Annotated in this window: 14 protein-coding genes; all 14 read left to right on the forward strand. The window is 54.1% G+C overall.

The annotated features are described in order from the left end of the window. Window positions 1-24 precede the first annotated feature (24 nt). The 14 genes from DVH26_RS13680 (at window position 25) to DVH26_RS13745 (ending at window position 21,635) form a co-directional block, all read left to right on the forward strand. Window positions 25-1,695: a ribulokinase gene (locus DVH26_RS13680; RefSeq protein ID WP_239634236.1), complete on the forward strand. Its 1,671-nt coding sequence runs from the start codon at window positions 25-27 to the stop codon at window positions 1,693-1,695. A 53-nt stretch (window positions 1,696-1,748) separates the two neighbouring features. Next, window positions 1,749-3,242: an L-arabinose isomerase gene (gene araA / locus DVH26_RS13685; protein WP_239634237.1), complete on the forward strand. Its 1,494-nt coding sequence runs from the start codon at window positions 1,749-1,751 to the stop codon at window positions 3,240-3,242. A gap of 911 nt (window positions 3,243-4,153) precedes the next feature. After that, window positions 4,154-5,329: a Gfo/Idh/MocA family protein gene (locus DVH26_RS13690; protein WP_239634238.1), complete on the forward strand. Its 1,176-nt coding sequence runs from the start codon at window positions 4,154-4,156 to the stop codon at window positions 5,327-5,329. Between the two features lie 12 nt (window positions 5,330-5,341). Continuing rightward, window positions 5,342-6,505 carry a dihydrodipicolinate synthase family protein gene (locus tag DVH26_RS13695; protein WP_239634239.1) on the forward strand — a complete coding sequence of 388 codons (1,164 nt, stop codon included), beginning with the start codon at window positions 5,342-5,344 and terminating at the stop codon, window positions 6,503-6,505. Between the two features lie 98 nt (window positions 6,506-6,603). Continuing rightward, on the forward strand, window positions 6,604-7,425 hold the full coding sequence (locus DVH26_RS13700; RefSeq protein WP_239634240.1) for a sugar phosphate isomerase/epimerase family protein: 822 nt from the start codon (window positions 6,604-6,606) through the stop codon (window positions 7,423-7,425). Window positions 7,426-7,490: 65 nt separating this feature from the next. Beyond that, window positions 7,491-7,643 carry a hypothetical protein gene (locus DVH26_RS13705; protein ID WP_239634241.1) on the forward strand — a complete coding sequence of 51 codons (153 nt, stop codon included), beginning with the start codon at window positions 7,491-7,493 and terminating at the stop codon, window positions 7,641-7,643. A gap of 183 nt (window positions 7,644-7,826) precedes the next feature. Further along, the gene (locus DVH26_RS13710; RefSeq protein WP_239634242.1) at window positions 7,827-8,633 is read left to right on the forward strand and encodes a helix-turn-helix transcriptional regulator; all 807 of its coding nucleotides are present in this window, start codon (window positions 7,827-7,829) and stop codon (window positions 8,631-8,633) included. A 305-nt stretch (window positions 8,634-8,938) separates the two neighbouring features. Next, on the forward strand, window positions 8,939-10,312 hold the full coding sequence (locus tag DVH26_RS13715) for an extracellular solute-binding protein (protein WP_239634243.1): 1,374 nt from the start codon (window positions 8,939-8,941) through the stop codon (window positions 10,310-10,312). A gap of 91 nt (window positions 10,313-10,403) precedes the next feature. Beyond that, window positions 10,404-11,297 (forward strand): carbohydrate ABC transporter permease, encoded by an 894-nt coding sequence (locus DVH26_RS13720; protein ID WP_239634244.1) that lies wholly within the window; start codon window positions 10,404-10,406, stop codon window positions 11,295-11,297. A gap of 21 nt (window positions 11,298-11,318) precedes the next feature. Then, the gene (locus tag DVH26_RS13725; RefSeq protein WP_239634245.1) at window positions 11,319-12,164 is read left to right on the forward strand and encodes a carbohydrate ABC transporter permease; all 846 of its coding nucleotides are present in this window, start codon (window positions 11,319-11,321) and stop codon (window positions 12,162-12,164) included. 126 nt (window positions 12,165-12,290) lie between these two features. Next, a complete protein-coding gene (locus tag DVH26_RS13730; RefSeq protein ID WP_239634246.1) occupies window positions 12,291-12,797 on the forward strand; it encodes a L,D-transpeptidase in 507 nt (168 codons plus the stop codon). 531 nt (window positions 12,798-13,328) lie between these two features. After that, window positions 13,329-15,572 carry an efflux RND transporter periplasmic adaptor subunit gene (locus tag DVH26_RS13735; protein WP_239634247.1) on the forward strand — a complete coding sequence of 748 codons (2,244 nt, stop codon included), beginning with the start codon at window positions 13,329-13,331 and terminating at the stop codon, window positions 15,570-15,572. Next, on the forward strand, window positions 15,569-18,715 hold the full coding sequence (locus tag DVH26_RS13740) for an efflux RND transporter permease subunit (RefSeq protein ID WP_239634248.1): 3,147 nt from the start codon (window positions 15,569-15,571) through the stop codon (window positions 18,713-18,715). The genes DVH26_RS13735 and DVH26_RS13740 overlap by 4 nt, the downstream gene beginning before the upstream one ends. Window positions 18,716-18,764: 49 nt before the next feature. Continuing rightward, on the forward strand, window positions 18,765-21,635 hold the full coding sequence (locus DVH26_RS13745) for an RCC1 domain-containing protein (RefSeq protein ID WP_239634249.1): 2,871 nt from the start codon (window positions 18,765-18,767) through the stop codon (window positions 21,633-21,635). The last annotated feature ends 69 nt before the right edge of the window (window positions 21,636-21,704 follow it).

Below are 21,704 nucleotides of genomic sequence, written 5' to 3' on the forward strand. Positions count from 1 at the left end.
TTACCGGGAGGAACGAGTGAAGCTATGAGCAAAACATATGCCATAGGCGTAGACTACGGCACGGAGTCGGGCCGCGCGGTGCTGGTAGATTTGGCGGACGGCACGGAGGTTGCCGAGCATGTGACGCCGTATCCGCATAATGTAATAGATGAGAGACTGCCGGGCTCCGGTGTCCGCCTGGAGGCGGATTGGGCGCTGCAGCATCCGGGAGATTATATCGAGGTGCTGCGCCGTTCCGTTCCGGCCGTTATGCAAGCCTCCGGTGTCGATCCGCGTGCTGTCATCGGGGTCGGGATTGATTTTACGGCTTGCACGATGCTGCCGGTGGATGCGGACGGAGAGCCTCTATGCTTCAATCCGGAGCTTCAGCATCTTCCGCACAGCTGGGTCAAGCTGTGGAAGCATCATGCCGCCCAGGATGAAGCGAATTTGATCAACGAGATCGCGGAGCAGCGGGGCGAGCCGTTCTTGCCGCGCTATGGCGGCAAAATTTCGTCCGAGTGGATGATCGCGAAAATTTGGCAAATTTTGAATGAGGCGCCGGATCTTTATGAAAAGACAGACTTGTTTCTAGAGGCGACGGACTGGGTTGTGTATAAAATGACTGGCAGCCGGCTGAGAAACAGCTGTACGGCAGGCTATAAAGCGATCTGGCATAAGCAGGACGGATATCCCGATTCGGATTTCTTCTTCGCTCTGGATCCCCGGCTGGCCAATCTGACGAGCACAAAGCTGCGCGGCGACGTGGTGCCGCTAGGAACGAAAGCGGGAGAGCTGTCCGATGAAATGGCCGCCGTGATGGGACTCGCGCCTGGCACGGCTGTTGCGGTCGGGAATGTCGACGCTCATGCGGCGGTTCCTGGAGTCGGCGTCGTTACCCCAGGTAAGCTGGTTATGGCTATGGGAACGTCGATTTGCCATATGCTGCTCGGTACGAAGGAATCCAAGGTCGAAGGTATGTGCGGCGTCGTGGAGGATGGGATTATTCCCGGATATATGGGATATGAAGCAGGACAGTCTGCTGTCGGGGATATTTTCGCCTGGTTCGTGGATCAGTCCGTACCGGCTTATGTTAGCGAAGCAGCGCAAAAGGAAGGCACCTCGGTGCATGAGTGGCTTGAGCAGCGGGCGGCTGCATATAAGCCAGGCGAAACGGGGCTGTTAGCGCTGGATTGGTGGAACGGCAACCGCTCCGTATTGGTCGATACGGATTTAACCGGGCTGTTCGTCGGCTGCACGCTGCTGACCAAGCCGGAAGAAATGTACCGGGCCTTGCTCGAAGCGACTGCGTTCGGCACGCGCAAAATTGTCGAGGCGTTCCACAGCAACGGGGTGGAGGTCCATGAGCTGTACGCATGCGGTGGGCTTCCGCAGAAGAACAAATTGTTAATGCAAATTTATGCCGACGTGACGAACCGGGAAATCAAGATCGCGGCCTCTAAGCAAACGCCGGCGGTCGGCGCGGCGATGTTCGGAGCTGTCGCTGCAGGCTCGGCTAAGGGCGGCTACGATTCCATCGTAGAGGCTGCCGCGAAGATGGCGCGTGTCAAGGAAGAATCGTTCAAGCCGATTCTTGAGAACGTCGCCGTGTACGAGCAGCTGTATGCAGAGTACAACAAGCTGCACGATTATTTCGGCCGCGGTGAGAACCAGGTGATGAAGCGGTTGAAATCTATCAAGGAAGCTGCTCGCTAGACTGTGATCTTATTTCATTGAGAGTTATTTGCACTCATAGGGAGGAAATAGAGATGATTTTGCAAAGAGAATACGTATTTTGGTTTGTAACGGGAAGTCAGCATTTGTACGGACCTGAGACGCTTCAGGAAGTGGATGAGCATTCAGCTCGCATCGCCGAAGGGCTGAGTCAGGATCCGGCGATAGCTTTTCCTGTCGTATTCAAGCCGGTCGTCACGACTCCGGATGCTATACATACCCTATGCAGGGAGGCTAATGCCGATGAGAGCTGCGCAGGGATCATCACCTGGATGCATACGTTCTCTCCTGCCAAAATGTGGATCGCCGGCCTGGCCGAGCTCCGCAAGCCGCTGCTTCATCTGCATACCCAGTACAACAGAGATATTCCTTGGAACAGCATTGATATGGACTTCATGAATACGAATCAATCGGCGCACGGCGACCGTGAATACGGATTTATCGGTGCAAGAATGGGGATTGCCCGCAAGGTGATCGCCGGTCATTGGGAAGACCGGGACGTTCGCCGCAGAATCGGCGGATGGCAGCAAACCGCGGTCGCTTATACGGAAGGACGCAAGCTGAAGGTAGCCCGGTTCGGCGACAACATGCGCCAGGTTGCGGTAACGGAAGGCGACAAGGTGGAAGCGCAAATCCAATTCGGCTGGTCCGTGAACGGTTATGGGATCGGCGATTTGGTGCAAAGAATGAACGATATTTCCGAGAGTGAAGTGAATCGGCTCTTTGAGGAATACAACGATTTGTATACGATTGCGGATGCAGCCCGTACGTCAGGTCCTGTTCGCGAGTCTATTTTGGTGCAGGCCCGTATTGAGCTTGGTATGAAAGCATTCCTGGAAGAAGGCGGCTTCGGAGCGTTCACAACGACATTCGAGGATCTTCACGGGATGAAGCAGCTTCCCGGTCTTGCCGTACAGCGTTTGATGGAGGCGGGCTATGGCTTCGGCGGCGAGGGCGATTGGAAAACCGCAGCCTTGGTGCGGACGTTGAAGCTGATCGCAGCCAATAAAGGCACTTCGTTTATGGAGGATTACACGTATCATTTGGAGCCGGGCAACGAGCTTGTTCTGGGATCGCATATGCTAGAGGTATGTCCGACGATTGCGGCTTCCCGTCCGACGATTGAAGTGCATCCGCTCTCCATCGGAGGCAAAGCGGATCCGGCCCGCCTGTTGTTCGACGGCCGCAGCGGTCCGGCGTTGAATGCTTCCGTCGTCGATCTGGGCCGGCGGTTCCGTCTCGTAGTCAACGAGGTTGACGCCGTGAAGCCGGAGCAACCGATGCCGAAGCTGCCGGTCGCCCGGGTGCTGTGGAAAGCGCAGCCGTCGCTGGGACTTGCTGCCGAAGCCTGGATTCATGCGGGCGGCGCCCATCATACCGCCTTTTCGTATGTCGTGACCTCGGAGCAGCTGGCCGATTGGGCCGAAATGACCGGGATCGAGTTTTTGCTCATTAATAAAGACACGACGATCCCTTCTTTCCGCAACGAGCTGAGATGGAACGACATGTATTGGAGCGGACGCCGTTAATGTTGCATCTAGTGCTATAAGAGTAGAAAGCCGGGAACCAGCGTATGCGGTTTCCGGCTTTTTGGTATGACCAGAGTAGGACTAGAGAGAGAATGGGTGTGGAGTGAAGGAGCGACCGCGTACGCCTTTAAAGCTCGTGTTCCGACCACGGCAAGCCTGCCATTCAAAGAAACAAGACTTCAACAGCGGCCGGGAATCCAACATCCAATTCCCTCCCCGCGCACGAACGTGTATGGTACACCGAGGAAGTTGAGCAGCGTTCAGCCTGTTGATAAACCTGGTTTGCCCAAACAAGCGTTGCCCAAGTTGGAACGGACCGTAGATCCGTTATTTTACCCAAAATGGCTTTGTATGCAGGGTGATCGGACTACAGATCCCTTATTTCACGAAAATACACCTATTTTTCAGGTAAAATTAGCAAATAACGGACTCTCGGTCCGATCGCACTCCAAACGCAGCATCATTTCAGGAAATAGCGGAACTCCTGTCCGATCGATCCTCGTAAGGCCTGACTGGAGGGCGTCCCCGCCACCACCAAACTGAAGATGCATCAAAGCTCGCTCGAGTACCTTTGGTATCTCAACAAGTTCGACGCCGCAAAGCGTTGTTCTCACCACATAGGAAAGTTTAAGACCGGTAAAGCGATAAAGTGCATCAAAGATCTTTCCTATTGGCGATAAAACCTACCATTGACCGCGGCCGCTCATCTTTGAAAGGCCTCGATAGCGGTTTTCTCATATTCGGCAAAATGGTTCCGATAGTTAGAAGGATGTTCTTAATCTGATAAGACGGCCGGATCGATACCCGTTAGTATGATACATGTAGATGTACCGATAGCGAAGCGACGTTTCGCTACTGCAACTTAACCACTTAACCACTAAACCACGTACTAAGGAGAGGGGACTGCTGCAATGGCTGTACAAAATATCGGAATTATTATGAATGGGGTAACAGGTCGTATGGGAACGAATCAGCACTTGATTCGATCCATCATCGCTATTCGCAAACAAGGCGGCGTTTCTCTGCCGAACGGAGACGTCATTATGCCCGATCCTATCTTGGTAGGACGTCAGGAACATAAATTGAAAGCGCTGGCAGAAGCTCACGGCCTAACTCGCTGGAGCACCGATCTGGACAGCTGCTTGGCTGACCCGAGCAATGTCATTTATTTCGATTCGCAGACAACGGTTCACCGTGCGGAGAGCATCCGTAAAGCGATTAAAGCAGGCAAGCATATTTATTGCGAAAAGCCGACCGCTACGAACCTTGAGGAGTCGCTGGAGCTGGCAAGTCTTGTCCGTGCAGCGAATCTGAAGAACGGTGTCGTTCAGGATAAATTGTTTTTACCTGGCTTGCTCAAGCTCAAAAGACTGGTGGATTCCGGATATTTCGGCAAAATTTTGTCCGTACGGATGGAATTCGGCTACTGGGTATTCGAAGGAAACTGGCAGCAAGCTCAGCGTCCGTCGTGGAACTACCGCAAAGAAGACGGCGGCGGCATCATTGTCGATATGTTCGCGCATTGGAGATATGTGCTGGATAATCTGTTCGGCGAAGTTCGCTCGGTGTCTTGCTTGGGCGTGACCCACATTGATGAGCGTGTCGATGAGCAGGGCAATACGTACAAATGTACGGCAGACGACGCTGCTTATGCTACGTTCGAGCTGGAAGGCGGCATTGTGGTGCAAGCTAACTCCTCATGGGCCGTCCGCGTCAACCGCGACGACTTGCTGACAATTCAAGTCGACGGTACGGAAGGAAGCGCGGTAGCGGGCTTGCGCGATTGCAAAGTGCAGCATCGTGTCAATACGCCGAAGCCGGTATGGAATCCGGATATTCCGAATCCGTTCGCTTTCGAGGAGCAATGGCAGGAAGTACCGGATAATCAGCTGTTCGATAACGGATTTAAAGTGCAATGGGAGCTGTTCTTGAAGCACGTAGTCATCGACACGCCGTTCCCATGGGATTTGCTCGAAGGAGCAAAAGGAACTCAATTGTCGGAGTTGGGCTTGCGTTCGTGGGAAGAAAGACGTTGGCTGGAAGTGCCTGAGCTGAAGATCAGCGAATTGGCTTCGACCAAAGGGTAGGAGGGAAATTCCATGAGTCGGGAATTACGTCTCCCCCAAGCGGGGGGCTCGCTATATTCGTATACACCGGGACAATCGGCAGTCATTGAGCTGCCGAAAGGTCCGCTGAAAAGCCGGATCGCCTTCTCGGCGGCGCATGTCGTGTGCGATCCGTTCGCGGACGCAGACCCGTTGACGAACGCGCAAATCGATTGGGACGGAACGCTTGCTTACCGCCGTCACTTGTGGTCGCTAGGCCTAGCCGTGGCGGAGGCCATGGATACGGCGCAGCGCGGTATGGGGCTGGATTGGATCCGGGCCCAGGAGCTGATCCGCCGTTCCATCGCCGAAGCGAAATCGGTCGGCGGAAAAATCGCATCCGGTGCAGGAACGGATCATCTGGCTCCCGGACCTCATGTGACACTGGAGCAAGTGGAGCAGGCCTACGAGGAGCAAGTATCCTTCGTGGAAGGCCATGGCGGCCAGGTCATCTTGATGGCGAGCCGCGCACTGGCTGCATGCGCCAAGGGACCCGAGGACTACGAACGGGTATACGGACGCATCTTGAGTCAAGTGTCGCAGCCGGTCATTCTGCATTGGCTCGGCGATATGTTCGATCCCGCTCTTGCCGGTTACTGGGGAGAAAAGGATTTGGATGCGGCAATGGATGTATGCCTCCGCGTAATCCGTAACCATGCGGACAAAGTGGACGGCATCAAAATATCGCTGCTCGATGACGAGAAGGAAATCAGGATGCGCCGTCTGCTGCCGGAATCGGTGAAAATGTACACCGGGGACGATTTCAACTATCCGTCCTTGATCCGAGGCGACGAGCAAGGATACAGCCACGCTCTGCTCGGTATTTTCGACGCTATCGCACCTGCGGCTGCTGCTGCGATTCATGCGTTGGATGCCGGAGACGAGGCTCGCTACAACGAGCTGCTGGAGCCGACCGTAGCCCTTTCGCGTCATATTTTCCAAAAGCCTACGTACGCCTATAAAACAGGGATCGTCTTCATGGCTTATTTGAACGGTCACCAAAATCATTTCCGCATGATCGGCGGGGCGGAAGGCTCCAGATCGATTGTCCACTTGTCCGAGCTGTTTGTGCTGGCGGACAAGGCGGGCTTGCTCGTCAATCCGGATTTGGCGGTACAACGGATGCGGCATGTTTTGACATTAGCCGGAGTTCAATAAAATGCAGCATGTTCTAAGAGCCTGACAGGCAACTGTTGGGCTTCTCTTTCAACTTGCAATATGAAAGTTTCCCAAAGCAAACTTTTAGGAGGATACGAATGGAAGCGCTGAAAAATATAGACCGGTTAAGCTTAAACCAAATTACTACGGACCGTTGGAGTCTGCGCGAAGCGGTGGAAGGCTGCGTGCGCGCGGAAATCCCTTGGATCGCACTATGGCGCCACAAAATCGCCGAAACGGGATTGGCGGAGAGCAAACGATTGGTTAAAGACGCCGGATTGCAAGTATCCAGCGTTTGCCGTGGCGGCATGTTTCCGGCGGCTACCGCAGCGGAGCGTCAAGTCCGAATCGACGATAACCGACGTGCCATCGAGGAAGCGGCGGAGCTTGGAGCCGATACGCTGGTGCTCGTATGCGGCCCGGCACCGGATAAGGATATTGCGGCAGCAAGACAAATGGTCGAAGACGGGATCGAGCAGCTGGTTCCTTATGCGCAGTCCTGCGGAGTGAAGCTTGGCATCGAGCCTCTGCACCCGATGTACGCTGCCGAGCGCTCGGTCATTAACACATTGGCGCAAGCGAATACGATCGCCGAGAAGTATACACCGGAGCAGGTAGGCGTCGTTGTCGATGTGTTCCACGTCTGGTGGGACCCGCAATTGTACGAACAAATTTCCCGCGCCAGCGGACGCATCCTGGGCTTCCACGTGTCGGACTGGATTGTTCCTACGCCTGACCTGCTGATGGGCCGGGGAATGATGGGGGACGGCGTCATCGATATGCGCCGCATTCGTTATGCGGTAGAAGCCGCCGGCTACAACGGGCCGATCGAAGTGGAAATTTTCAACCGGGCTATTTGGGATATGCAGGGTGACGATGCGCTCGCCTTAACGAAGGAGCGTTACTTGCAGCACGTATAATTTTCATTTGTTCCGCAAGGCAACCGGATTCTCATTTTTCCCTATCGAAGGCGGTGTCCTGACTGATGGATACGGATTTTGTATGCCAATATTATTGGCCCCATGATAGTGTGAAAGACGAAGGCGGCGACCGGAAGAAGCGGGAGCGTCCACCCCGCAGCTGGTTGTCCAAGCTGTTCAAGAGAAATGCACGGCCAAGCTTGAGAAGAGTGAAATAATAGAGTCGGATTGAGCCCTCTGCCGTTTCTTCGGTTAGGGGGATTTTTCTATGGGATCGTACGAGATGGAAAATTACCGGCTCGGCTTGTTGATGTTGGCCAAAAACGGTAAAATAGGAAGAACAAACGGCCGGGCCTGCGGGTTGCCGGTTGGTTGAATACGCTCTCAAGGCGGGCAGGACAATGAGTGGAATTCATTTATACGAAAGCAAACATCAAGAAAGCTATGAAGTGAAAATCCATCATCACTCCAATGTGCAAATTTTGTATGCGATTGAAGGGCACGGCACCGTGCTGCTGGAGGGGCAACAGTATGATTTCGAGCAGGATAACGCAGCCTTCATCGTGCCTTATTCCGAGCATGCGGTCTCGTCGGATTCGAACTTGACCTTGCTGGTGCTCGCTTTTGACGAATTTGCCGGGAGCAGGGATGTGCATCCGGACTGGAAGCCGTACTTGTTCACTAGCTCCGAGCTGTTGAAGCTGAATGCTTTCCAAGCGAGTGAAATGAGGCTGCTGCTCCGGAAGCTGCTCTTCGAGCAAAAGCAGTCCGATCCGCTAAGCGGATGGGCGATGCACAATTTGCTGCAGGATATTTATTTGCTCATGGTTAGGGCGCGGGAGACGAAGCCGGTTCAGGATGCCAATGGCCTGAGAGCCGAGCGGATACGCAATTATATAGATTTGCACTACTACGAGTCGATAACCTCGGAGGAGTTGTCGTCCAAGCTAGGCATCAGCATCCGGCAGATGAATAAAATTTTCAAAAAAGAATATCAAATGACTCCGATGCAATATTTGACGGAGGTACGGATGGGGCTCGCCCAGAAGCTGCTTGCCGAATCGGATAAAGATATCGTGTCGATCTGCTTTGAGGTCGGATATGAATCGCTGCCGACGTTTTACCGGACCTTCAAGCTGGTCTTGAATATGTCGCCGAACAAGTACAGGCAGCAGCATCAGGCAGTGGATCAGCCCTATTCCGGATAGGATCAAAAAAAAGACTTTACCGTTACCGCAGCATATGGTTATAATAATATCAGGAATGGAATCGCTTACAAAAAACACTTTTGGTACAAAATGGTTTTTCCCAGTCTTAAACAAAGTGTTGACGACATGTTAGAAGCGATGCTATAGTGTAAACAACAATTGAAAACTTTCATCACATAACGTGTTACCTTAAGAGGGCATTAGTTATGGGGAACGAGCATTTTCCCTGTAACTATGCCCTTTTTTGCTTGTCCGATGGAAGGTTTCGTTGCACATTTACCAAGAAAAAGGGAGCGAAGACGTCCATGAAATGGAAAAAATGGTTGAACATCGCACTGGTTAGTACATTTGCTTTATCTGCCGCAGGCTGTGGAGCACCCGCATCACAACAGGGGGGCACGGATGCCAAATCGGGAGCGGATTCCAAGCCGGCACCAGCAGCAGCGACCGGAACAACCTCATCAACGGGCGGCAAATTGACCGGCGAGCTGGAGGTGCAATACTTCGTAGGCGGTTACGGCGATGCCTGGTGGAAAGAGATGATCGGCGAGTTTCAGAAAAAGTACCCCGATTTGAAAATCAAAGAGTCGGCCGGCGCCAAAATCAACGACCAGATGAAGCCGCGATGGATTCAGGGCAATCCTCCTGACTTTGTATACATTGACGGAGCCGGGGCTAACGCCAGGCAGATGGTCAAGGACGACCAATTGATGGACATCACGGACTGGGTGAAGGATGCCAAGAACGCCGACGGGGAAAAAATTCTCGATCTGCTGATTTCCAAGCCGGAAGAATACGTTGCAGGTAAAAATCATACGCTTCCGCTCGTATTCGGTTCGTGGGGCACGTTCTACGACAAAGCCATGTTCACGAAAAATAATTGGGAGGAGCCTAAGGATTTCGCCGGGTTCCTTGCGGTCGCAGACAAAATCAAGGCTTCCGGCACCAGCCCTTATATTCACACGGGAGTATATCCTTACTACATCGCAGGAGGACTTCTGGACTCTGCAACGGTGTCCGCCAACAAGGACGACGCTTCAATTCTGAAAAAGGTAGCGGCTCTGGAGCCGGGTATTTTCAAAAGCGAGCCGGTTATGAAAGCGTTGGATAAAATCGTCCAGCTGAGAGATAAAGGATTCATCGATGCGGGCTCGGTATCCCTCAACCACACAGACTCCCAGTCGCTATGGCTGCAGCATAAGGCGGCGTTTATCCCGAACGGGCTGTGGCTGGAAAACGAAATGAAGAAGGACATTCCTCAAGGCTTCGATTTTGGTTTTGTTCCTTCCATCGCGCAGGATAAAGGCGGCAAATACGTAGCTATTCCTTACACAAGCACCATTGCCGTAGCCAAAAAGGCGAAAAACCCGGAAGCGGCCAAAGCGTTCATCCAATTCCTGTTCACCAAGCAGCACGCCGTTCGCTGGGCTGAACTCACTGGGGCATTGATGAATGTCAAAGCGGATCTGGAATCGTCCAAAGCAAGCAACGTCGTTAAATCGGCGATGAAATATTACAATTCGTCTAACACGGTAGTGGCTCCTGAGGTCGTACTGCCGGCAGATGTGGAGAAAGCGCGCAACGACGCCATCGTTGCACTGACGACAGGCAAGATCACTCCTGCGGAATGGGCGGATCGTATGGAGAAGGCGGCTGAAAAAGCCCGCGGCAGCAAGTAATCATTATTGCCCCACAACATGGTGAAGGCGGGGAGCGGAAGCTTCGCTGCCTTCCCATCCGCTTAATCCGAAGAAAAGGCGGGTTCAACCCATGAGCGCCAATATGAAACGGCTAATGTTCATCGTGTCTTTTATCGTTCCGACGTTCCTTCTGTTCTGCTTGTTTACGGTCTATCCGATCTTAAAAGGGATTTATATCAGTTTGTTCGATTGGTCCGGAAGCTCCGAGCATATGGACTTCATAGGCTTGCAAAATTTCCGCGAAATGATTAGCGATCCGGTAATCCGCACGGCGATCTACAACGACTATTTCCTTGTATTTTGGAAAGTAATCGGCATTATGCTGCTGGCAACGCTGTTTGCCGTAGCATTAACCCGCTTTCATATGAAGAAAGCCGCGTTTTTCCGCGTCGTCTTTTTCTTCCCGAATGTCATTTCCGTTGTCGTCATCGGGGTGCTGTGGCGTTACGTTTACAACCCTAATTTGGGGTTCTTGAATTCATTCCTCTCTTTATTCACTGACGAACCGGTCAAGACGCCATGGCTTGGAGACGAAAAGCTGGCGATGTGGTCCTTGCTTCCGCCGTCCATTTGGGCCGGCATCGGCTTTTATATGATCTTGCTTATTGCGGCCATATTAAGCATCTCCGATTCGCTGTACGAAGCGGCTGAAATCGACGGCGCAACGCAATGGAAGCAGTTCTGGCAAATTACGCTTCCGCTCATTTGGGAGCAGATGAAGGTGTCCATTTTGTCGATCGTTATGACCACCCTGAACGGTTCCTTCATTATTGTTACGATTATGACGGAGGGCGGGCCGGACAACGCCACGCAGGTTATGGGCTCCTATTTGTACCAAATGGGATTCAAGCAATTCCATATGGGGTATGCCGCCGCAATCGGCGTGCTCATACTGGTCTTATCTCTCATCACTACAGCGGCATTGCAGCGATTAATGAAGCGGGAAGTCATTGAAATTTCTTAAGAGAAAGGGGAGGGGGGCAACATGAAAACCGGTATAGCCAATCCGTTTCTGGGCTTTTGCATAAGACTTCTATTGCTGCTCTGGACCCTGTGCGTGCTGTATCCGCTGGTTTGGACGGTTCTCGGGGCGGTTAAGGACAATGCGCAGTTTATGCAGGGAAAGCCTTGGGATCTCCCGCAGATACCCTTATTATGGTCCAACTATTCTTATGTATGGGATAAATATCATATCGGAGGCTATTTTCTGAACTCGTTGACCGTAACGGTTGTCAGCACAGCGCTGGCGGCGTTATTGTCCGCTACGTCGGCTTATGTTTTGGCTCGATTTACTTTCAGAGGCAGCGGTCTGCTCTATACGATCTACATCGCATCCATGATGATTCCGATGATCTTAGGGTTAATTCCTCTGTTCTTTCTATTAAATGATATGCATTTGATCAACAGCCATTTCGGGCTGAGCCTAGTTTACGGAATCGGGGCCTTGCCATTCGGTGTGTTCGTGCTGGTCGGCTTTTTCAAGTCGCTGCCCAAAGAAATGGAAGAAGCCGCATCGATGGACGGAGCAAGCCATTACCGGACTTTTTTTCAAATTATGCTCCCGCTCGCGCGTCCCGGTATTGTTTCGGTCAGTATCATGAACGTACTGAATATATGGAATGAATATATTATGGGGACCGTGTTCCTGAACGATCCATCCAAGTATACCGTGCCTGTAGGCATCGCGATTATGCAGGGGGAGATGCAATACCGTACGGAGTGGGGGCCGTTGTTTGCGGCGCTGCTTATCTCGATGGTTCCGGTGCTGTTGTTTTATGTACTATTTCAAAAGCAAATTGCAGGGGGAATTACTGCCGGCGCGGTAAAATGACATTGTATATCTATAGTGAAGGAGCGGGACATGAGTCCCGTCTTTTTCCTTTCAACCCGTACATACATAAATAAACCGGGGAGGAGAACAATAAAGCGTGCATATTAGGCAAAGGATGAGATCTCATTGAAACGTGTATCGTTTGCTGTTCTTTTGGCGATTTGTGTTCTCTTTAGCGGTTTTGGACCGCTGTTTACCGTATTGGCCGCTCCGGACAATCCCCCTATCGAAGCTTTGCAGGAAGAAGGGGTATACATCGTAATAAATAAGCGGAGCAACTCCCTTATCGTGTACGTCAACGGACGGGCCCAGTATTATTTTCCCGTAGCTACCGGCAGAAGAAAGGATTTGACTCCGGTTGGCGAGTTTCAGATCGTAACGAAAATCGTCAAGCCCTTTTATGTCAGAAAACAAATTGCAGGCGGTCATCCCAAAAATCCGCTGGGTAGCCGTTGGCTAGGGTTGAGCGTTCCCGGGACAGGCGGATATACGTACGGGATTCATGGGACGAATCGCCCGTACTCGATAGGCAGTCATGCCTCATCAGGATGCGTTCGAATGCACAACAAGGATATCGAATGGCTGCACCGTCACATCCCAATCGGAACAAAAGTAATAATTCGAGAAAACTGATGTATAGAAAAAAGCAATGCGGACATAATACATTTAGCGGTGAAAAGAGAGGTGTGGTTCCGTTGAACGATTCAACGAAACAAACCGGGAATATTGTGGTAGACTCCAGATAGAAGCGAGGGGATGTGCCAAAGACACATTAATGTAGTACACGTACTGCAATAAGTGAACGAGGTAGTCGCTAGCTTTTGGAAGGTTTCGAGGCAAGTCCAAAAATCAATTCACCGCGAAAGGGATCCCGAAAGGGGTCCTTTTTCTCATTCGGGGCTCCCCGCAAAGTATCTGATTGACTTCGAAGCCAAAGCTCCACTTTGTGGGGCTATTTTGTTTGCTGCCAAGAGGCAAAAATACCAAATTTTTTACACTTTTTTCACATTTACGTCATAGTTTTATCATGAATATGCGCTAAGTTGGTGATAAGATGGTGCATCGTTTCTCGGGAGCCTGGGTTCGTTGGCCACAGTGCCGCGGCATAGGGTTACGGCATTTCCCGATTAAGGAAGATGGACAAGTATACATGGAGGTATGGGAATGATCAGGTGGATCCAAAACGTATCCAAAAAGTGGGTGGTTGCTGCGATTGCGGTGATTGCGATCGTTGCCGTCGTAGGAACCATGTTCATGAACGGGGCAGCGCCGAAGCAAGGACAGTCGGCGGCACCGAACGCGCAGCAAAGGGGAGGCCCGAGACAGTTTCCGGTAGAAACGCAAATCGTGAAGAAATCGGATGTGGGCGGAGGACAAGTGTTCACCGGATCGGTGACGCCGCTGTATACGACCAACATCTCGTCCAGAGTGGCCGGCAGAGTGGTGGAGCTCATGGTGAAGCCGGGGGATCGGGTCAAAGCGGGCGACGCGCTGGCCAAGATCGACACGACGCAGCTGCAGCAGCAAATTGCGCAGTCCCAGAGCGCCCTCGCGGTCAGCGAAGCTCAGCTTCAACGGACGACGAACGATCGGGCGAACAGCGAGGCGACAGCGGAAAAGCAGCTGGCTGTTCAGCGGGCGAATCTGGAAAAAGCGATAGCCGATCAGCAAAATGCCGTTACGTCGGCGAAGCAGCAGGTCGCGATTTCGCAGGCGAGCTACAACAGGGCGCTTAACGATCAGCAAAACTCGATTGCTTCGGCGAAGCAGCAGGTAGCGATCTCGCAGCAAAACTTGAATAACGCCATTACTACATATAATACGAATCTTACGAATGCTCAAAATACATTAAACGCTCAGCAGGACAGTATCCAAACGTCGCAGGTCAATTCCAGCAACTCGTTGGAGACGCTTCAATTAAAGCTCCAGCAGGCGATTATCAACTATCAGAATGTCAAGGAAGCGAGCGGCAACAAGCCGACGGATGTAGAGAATGCTTTGCAAAAATTGCAGCAGGCCCAGCTGGATCTCGACCAGGCGCAGCAGACGACGCCAAGCTCGCTAGTATCTGCGACAAGTGCATTGTTGAAAGCGCAGTCAGATCTGGTTGCAGCCCAAAACTCCCAAACCGTTCAAATCTCACAAGAGCAATTGACACGGGATTCTATAACTCTTGCCAATGCGCAGAACACGCTGTCGGTCATTATGGATTCCCAAGAGCAGTCGCTGCAAAAAGATCAGCTCGCTCTGGCTAATGCGGTCTCGAACCAGCAGCTCAGCCTTAATGTGTCGAAAGCACAAGTCGCTCAATCAGAGCAGGCCTACCAAACGTCGCAATCGACGGACAGCGTAGCCGTGAGCCAAGCCCAATTCGAGCAAGCGCAGACGAATCTGAAGGTGTTGACCGAGCAGCTGCAGGACGGCGTGCTGCTGTCGCCGGTAGACGGCGTTGTCACCACAATCAATACGCCGATCGGACAAAATGCGGGGAACAACGGCAATATCGTCTCGGTAGCTGCGCTGAATCCGACCCAGGTTACAGTGAATATCCCCGAATCGGGCATCGGTAAAATTAAAGTCGGAATGGAAATGAAAGTCAACGTTCCGACGTTGAACAAAACGTTCGATGGGACGGTAGCGGCCATCCGCCCTACATTGGATGCGGTAACGAAGGCTTATGGAGTCGATATTCGCGTCAACGATACGAAGGGTGAGCTGCTGCCCGGCATGTTCGCAACGTCCAGCCTGAAGAGCGAGGGGCGCCAGGCGATCATGGTTCCGGCGGATGCCGTGCTCAGCCAGCCGAACGGTACGGCTGCTTTCGTCGTGAAGGACGGCAAGGCGAAGAAAGTAACGGTCAAAATCGGCACGATGACCAGCTCGCTCTTCGAAGTGACGAGCGGCTTGGCCGAAGGGGACGAGCTCGTCGTCAAAGGACAGGAGTTGCTGTCCGACAAAGCGGCGGTACAGATCGTACAGCCGGGACAAGACGGCGCCCAAAAGCCGCAGGGACAGCAAGGGGCTCCGGCAGGCGGCCAGCGACCGCAGGGACAACAAGGCCAGCAAGGCCAGCAACAAGGGCAGGGACAGCAAGGCCAGCAAGGTCAGCGTCCTGCAAGCGGCGGCGCAGCGCCCGCACAGGGCGAGAAAGCGACGACGCAGCCGGCTCAAGGGGAGAAGCCTGCCCAAAGCGATAAGCCTGCTCAAGGCGACAAGCCGCAGGATAAGGCTGAGAAGAAGAACGAGAAGGATCAAACCGATAAAGCCGAAAAAGCCGAAAAATCGGATAAATCGCAGGATGCCAAAGCAAAGCCGCAGGAGGGGCAGGGCCAGCAGCCGCAAGGCAACCGTCCGGCTAACCAAGGCGGCGGCGCCAACGGCCAAGCGGGAGCAGGTGGAGGACAGTGAACTTAGCGAATTTCTCCGTCAACCGTCCTGTCACGATCTTGATGATCATGATAGCGATAACGATTCTCGGCTCCATAGCGGCTCCGCTGCTTCCGGTCGATCTGTATCCGAACATGGAAATACCGACCGCATCGGTATCCGTCAGCTGGTCCGGCGCATCTCCGGGGCAAGTCGAGAATCAGGTGACCAAACGGGTCGAGGCGTCAATGGCCACGTTAGCCAACGTCACGTCGGTGACCTCCGTCTCACGAACGGGAAGCAGTAACGTCACGGTCCAGTTTAACTTCGGGACCGATATCAGTGAAGCGACGCTGGCGATGCGTGACCGGCTGGACCGCGTGCGCAGGCAGCTTCCGACCGACGCGGAGGCGCCCGTCGTATCGAAGGCGGACCCGAACAGCCAGCCGATCATGAGCTTGTCGCTGTACGGCAATGACGTTGACCTGATTACGCTACGTGATCTGGCGGACAACATTGTCAGCCCCGCCGTTCAGCGCGTCGAGGGCGTAGCGTCCGTCGGCGTTACCGGCGGCCGGGTACGGCAAATTCAGCTGTTGGTCGATCAGAACAAGCTGACTCAATACGGCATCACATTCAACCAGGTTACCCAGGCATTGGGCAACGACAACCAGTCGATGGATGCCGGTCTCGTCTACAAGGGCGAGCAGCTGGTACCGCTTCGCATAAGCGGCGAGTTCAAATCGGCGACGGAAATATCGAAGGTCAGAGTTCAGCTGGCAAGAGGCCAGACGGTCGAGATCGGAGAACTCGGACAAATTATCGATACATACCAGGACGTAACGTTCGAGTCCCGGCGTAACGGTGAGCAGAGCGTTGGTTTGTCGGTGCAAAAGCAGTCCGACGGCAATACCGTCGCTGTTGCGGACAACATCCGTGAAGCGATGGAGGACATTCAGAGCAAGCTCCCTGAAGGAGTGAAGCTCGCCATTCTTAACGATTCGTCCAAATTTATCAAAAGCTCCATTAATACGGTTATTGAACATACATTGCTCGGTGCGGTCTTCTCGATTATTATTCTGATGCTGTTCCTGAACAGTATCCGCGCGACCTTAATCATCGGGGTCGTTATCCCGATTTCCGTTATCGGAACGTTCAGCATGATGTATTTCTCCAACCAGACGATCAATACGATTACGCTAGGCGGCTTGGCGCTCGGTCTGGGCTCGCTTGTCGACTTTGCAGTCGTCGTGCTGGAGAGCATTTACCGGAAGAAAGAAGAGGGGCTGTCGCCGATCGAAGCAGCCAAGCAGGGTACTACCGAGGTAGGGACCGCCGTATTGGCGTCCGCACTCGCGCAAATCGCCGTATTTGCTCCGACCCTGTTTATTGACGGCATGATCAAAAACTTCTTCGTGCCGATGGCGCTCACGGTCAGCTTCTCCCATATCGCGGCGTTGTTCGCGGCTATTACGCTCGTTCCGATGCTGGCAGCCAAAATACTGACCAAGCATCACGATGAATCGCTTCCTGAGGGGCGCTCATACAACCCTGCCGTATGGTTCGGCCGCGGAATGAACCGTTTCACGCAGAGCTATGTCCGTTTGCTCCGCTGGTCGCTCGGCCATCGCTGGATCATCATCCTGATTACGGTCGGCATGCTGGGAGGCAGCGTCTATTTGGCCAAATTCGTCGGGCAGGAAATGATGCCACGATCCGATGAAGGCCAATTGAACATTAACATCAGCCTGGCGCAAGGCACCAAATTTGAAATTACGAACGCACTTGCGACCAAAGTGGAAGATTTGATCAAAGACATTCCGGATATCGACACGATCTTTACGACAGTCGGCAGCGCAGGAGGCGGCGCTTTCCAGAGCGCGTCAACCAACTCGGCCAACATAAGCGTTACGCTTAAGCCGTTGGATGAGCGGCAGCTGAAGACGGAGCAGGTCGTCGAGCAAATCCGTAACCTGACGCAAGGCAACCCGGGTGCGCAAATTTCGGTTAACAGCCGTTCGTCCGTAAGATTGCCGGGTTTGGGCGGCGGAGGAGGCGGAGCCGACATTACCGTCAATCTGAACGGTCCGGACATGCAGGTGTTGAGCAAGCTCGGCGATATGGTAGCTGAAGAGCTGCGCACGCTTCCGACGCTGCGCAACGTACAAAATACGCTGGAGCGGAGTATCCCGGCTTACGATTTGACGGTCGACCGCGATGCAGCAGCCTACTACGGCATATCCGTGCGGGAAGTAATGACGGCGGTGCGGACAGCCTACCAAGGCTCCGTTGCCACTAACTTCAAAACCGGGGATGCGCAAATTTCCGTTCTCGTCAAATATCCGAAGGAATTTACCAATAATCTGGAAAATCTGAATCAGGTCGTGCTGAATACGAATTCCGGCGCGCAAATTCCATTGAGCGCCATTGCCAAAGTGGCTCCGGGTTCGAGTCCGGTGCAAATCCGGCATACGAACCAGCAGCGGTTGACCACCGTTCAGGCCGCCATAACCGGTGCGGCGCAGGGAGAGGTGGAGAAGCAGGTTCAGGAGCGTCTTGATACGATCCAGGCTCCGGACGGCTATTCCATTTCGCTCGGATCGAAGGCGGAGTCCAACGATACGTTTAAAAGCTTGTACATCATGCTGGGCCTATCCGTTGTACTTGTATATATGGTTATGGCCAGCCAATTCGAATCGCTGTACGGGCCGTTCATTATCATGTTCTCGCTTCCGCCTACGTTCATCGGCGCGATTCTCGGTTTGTACTTGACGAACCGGACGATCAACATGAACTCGGTCATGGGGATGATCATGCTGATGGGGGTCGTCGTGAATAACGCGATCGTACTGATCGACTATACGAACCAGCTGCGCAAGCGGGGCTATACGCTGTCCGAGGCATTGCTGGAGGCGGGGAAAATCAGGCTGCGGCCGATATTGATGACTACGGCTACGACGGTATTGGCGATGCTTCCGCTCGTCATCGGCTTCGGGGAAGGAGCGGAGGCGCAAGCTTCCATGGCTACGGTAGTGGCCTTCGGTCTAACCTTGTCCACCATGGTCACGCTCCTGCTGGTTCCTGTCGTTTACACGCTGATGGATGGCATGATGGAGGCGATCCGTTCCAAATGGAAGCGCCCAACCCCTCCAGCCCTGTCTGCCGATCATGATTCGAACCTGTAATTTGGCAGGGTGCTTTTAAATGGAACGTACATTGGAGGAGAGAAAGAACATGATTCGAAACCTTCGTAACAATACGCGATCCCGTATCGTATCGTGCGTGATGGCAGCCGCACTAGCGATGTCCGGATTGCTTGGAGCCGGCTCCGCCAAGGCGGAGGAGACGCCCTCGGAGGCGTCCTCCTCTCCGGCTTCACCGGTGCCGAGCGCAATTCCTTCCCTTGGCATAGTGCAAATAACGGGCGGGCTAAGCCATACGGTTGCTTTGAAAAGCGACGGCTCGGTATGGACGTGGGGAGACGGCTTCCACGGAAAGCTCGGGACCGGACCCAACGTGAACCGTTACACCCCTTCACGGGTGAAGGAGCTGTTCGATGTGACGGCGATTGCCGCCGGGATGAATCATACATTGGCATTGCGCAAGGACGGCACCGTATGGTCCTGGGGCCAAAATACAAAAGGCCAGCTGGGTGACGGAACAAGGGAAGACCGCACGGCTCCCTTTGAAATTCCGTATTTGAGCAATGTTGTAGCGATAGCGGCAGGCAACAACCATTCTATGGCGCTAAAAAGCGACGGAACGATCGTCACCTGGGGAGATAATTCCAAAGGCCAGCTTGGTGACGGAACGTTCGAGGACAAGCTGGAGCCACGTCAGCTTTCTTATCCGAGAGATGTGAAGGCGATAGCGGCGGGTGGCAACCATTCGCTGGCGCTGCTCGACGATCAATTCGTCGCTGCCTGGGGAGACAATGCGTACGGCCAGCTGGGCGATGCCGTCACGCAGGAGAAAGCGAATACGCCGACGCGGGTCAACTTTACGAATGAAACCAAAGCCATCGCAGCCGGAGGCAATTTCTCCGCAGCCTTGAAGGACAATGGCGAGGTATGGACCTGGGGCTACAATTCATCGGGCCAGCTAGGCAACGGGGGTGGCTTTAAAGACCGGAATTTTGCGGCGAGAGCTACCGGAGTGAACGATGCCGTCAGCATAGCGGCCGGCAATTCGCATATTATTGTTCTGCACAAGGATGGGACCGTCAGCGGCTGGGGTTTGAACAATTACGGCCAGCTGGGCACGGGGGATCTCAAGGAAGCCATTGTGAACACGAATATTGACAGCTTGAAACAAATCGCTGTTATTGGAACAGGTTTGTTCCATTCCATGGCAGTGAAGCCGGACGGAACGGTTTACGCTTGGGGCAACAGTACCTTGGGGCAATTGGGAGACGGGGAAGCCAAGAACCGGATTATTCCATCTGTCGTTCCAAGGTTCAGCTTGCTGGTAGCGCCGCCGGACATGTCAGTAGACGGCAAATACAGCTACACGAATACACTCGTACCCGAAGCGCTTGCGGCGGGAGACAGCTATACGATGGTTTGGAAGGCCGGCTCACTGTGGACGTGGGGCGAGAACGTTTATGGCCAACTGGGTCGAGACGGAATTATGGGTAAAAACAAACCCGGCGCAGTGAATGGTATTACCGATGCGGCGTCTGTAGCAAGCGGCAGCGGTCATGCGGCGGTGCTTCACCCGGATGGCACCCTATCCGGCTGGGGGCTGAATTTGGGCGGGCAGCTGGGCGAGGAGCCGTCCATTGGACGCAAGACGCCTCAGGCACTACTGGGCGGATGGAAGGATATGACCGCGGTTGCGGCGGGCAACGCCTTCACTATAGCGCTCAGGAAGGACGGAACTGTCTGGGCTTTGGGCGACAACGCCTTCGGCCAGCAAGGCGACGGGACGATGGACCGTCACACCAGCCCCGTGCAAATACCCGGATTAATGCGCATCAAAGCGATTGCGGCCGGGTATAACCATGCATTGGCACTGGCCGACGATGGCACGGTCTGGTCATGGGGCGACAACAGCAACGGCCAGCTGGGCGACGGATCGACGATGCTGAAGCGCTCCGCTCAGCAAATCGTCGGCCTGGAGGGCATCATTGCCATCGCCGCCGGCAAAAACCATTCCATCGCCCTTAAATCCGACGGTACCGTATGGACCTGGGGCTATAACGGTTACGGTCAGCTGGGCGATGAATCGACGACGAACCACTCGTATCCGGGCCGGGTGGCGGGGATCTCCAACGTGACCGCCATTGCCGGCGGCGCGTTCCATACGCTCGCCGTGCGTTCCGACGGCACGGTATGGGGTTGGGGCTATAACGCCTTCGGCCAGCTAGGCGATAACACCACTGAGAACCGGAAGCGCCCGGTTCAAGCCCAAGGCATCCGCGGCGCAGCGCAGATCGCCGCGGGGAGCAGCCATTCCGCCGCGATGTCGGCGGATGGTACCGTGTGGACATGGGGCGGCAACATGTCCGGCCAGCTGGGCGACGGTACGTTCAAGAACCGTACCGTGCCCGCGGCGGTGACCGGCTTCGTTCGCTCGATGAGCGATACGGCCGGTCACTGGGCGGAGGAGACGATCGCTTCCGCCTTGGAGAAGGGCTATGCCGACGGATACCCCGACGGCAGGTTCCAGCCCGACGGCACGGTGACTCGTGCCGAATTCGCCAAGCTGGCGGCATCCGCCGTCAAGCTGACGATTCCTGCCGCCGAAGCGGGGCAGGAATGGTACGCGCCGTACGCCGCCGCTTTGGCTAATGCAGGCTACTACGGGCCGGAGGATACCGGAGCGGCGTGGAACGAGCCGATTACCCGCGGCGAGATCGCGGCCATCGCCGTTCGCGCTGCAGACAAAGAGCTGCAGAAGCCGAACACGGTCATGACGAAGGAGTACGCGATGCAGACCGCCGTGCAAAAAGGCATCCTGCAAGGGCTGGACAACGGCCGTCTCGCACCGGAGGAAACGACGACCCGCGCCCAAGCGGTCACGATAATCGAACGGATGCTGACACTGCTCGGCGGCGGAAAGCTGCCGGTAGACGAGGCGGCGCTCCGTCTGGCAGCATCCTGATGGAGCTGCCCGTTCAGAAGAAGCAAAGGACTTGAAGCCTTTGCTTCTTCTTTTTTCATCTGAGCAGTA

The organism is Paenibacillus sp. H1-7, assembly GCF_022354825.1.
In the GTDB taxonomy this organism is placed as follows: domain Bacteria; phylum Bacillota; class Bacilli; order Paenibacillales; family NBRC-103111; genus Paenibacillus_S.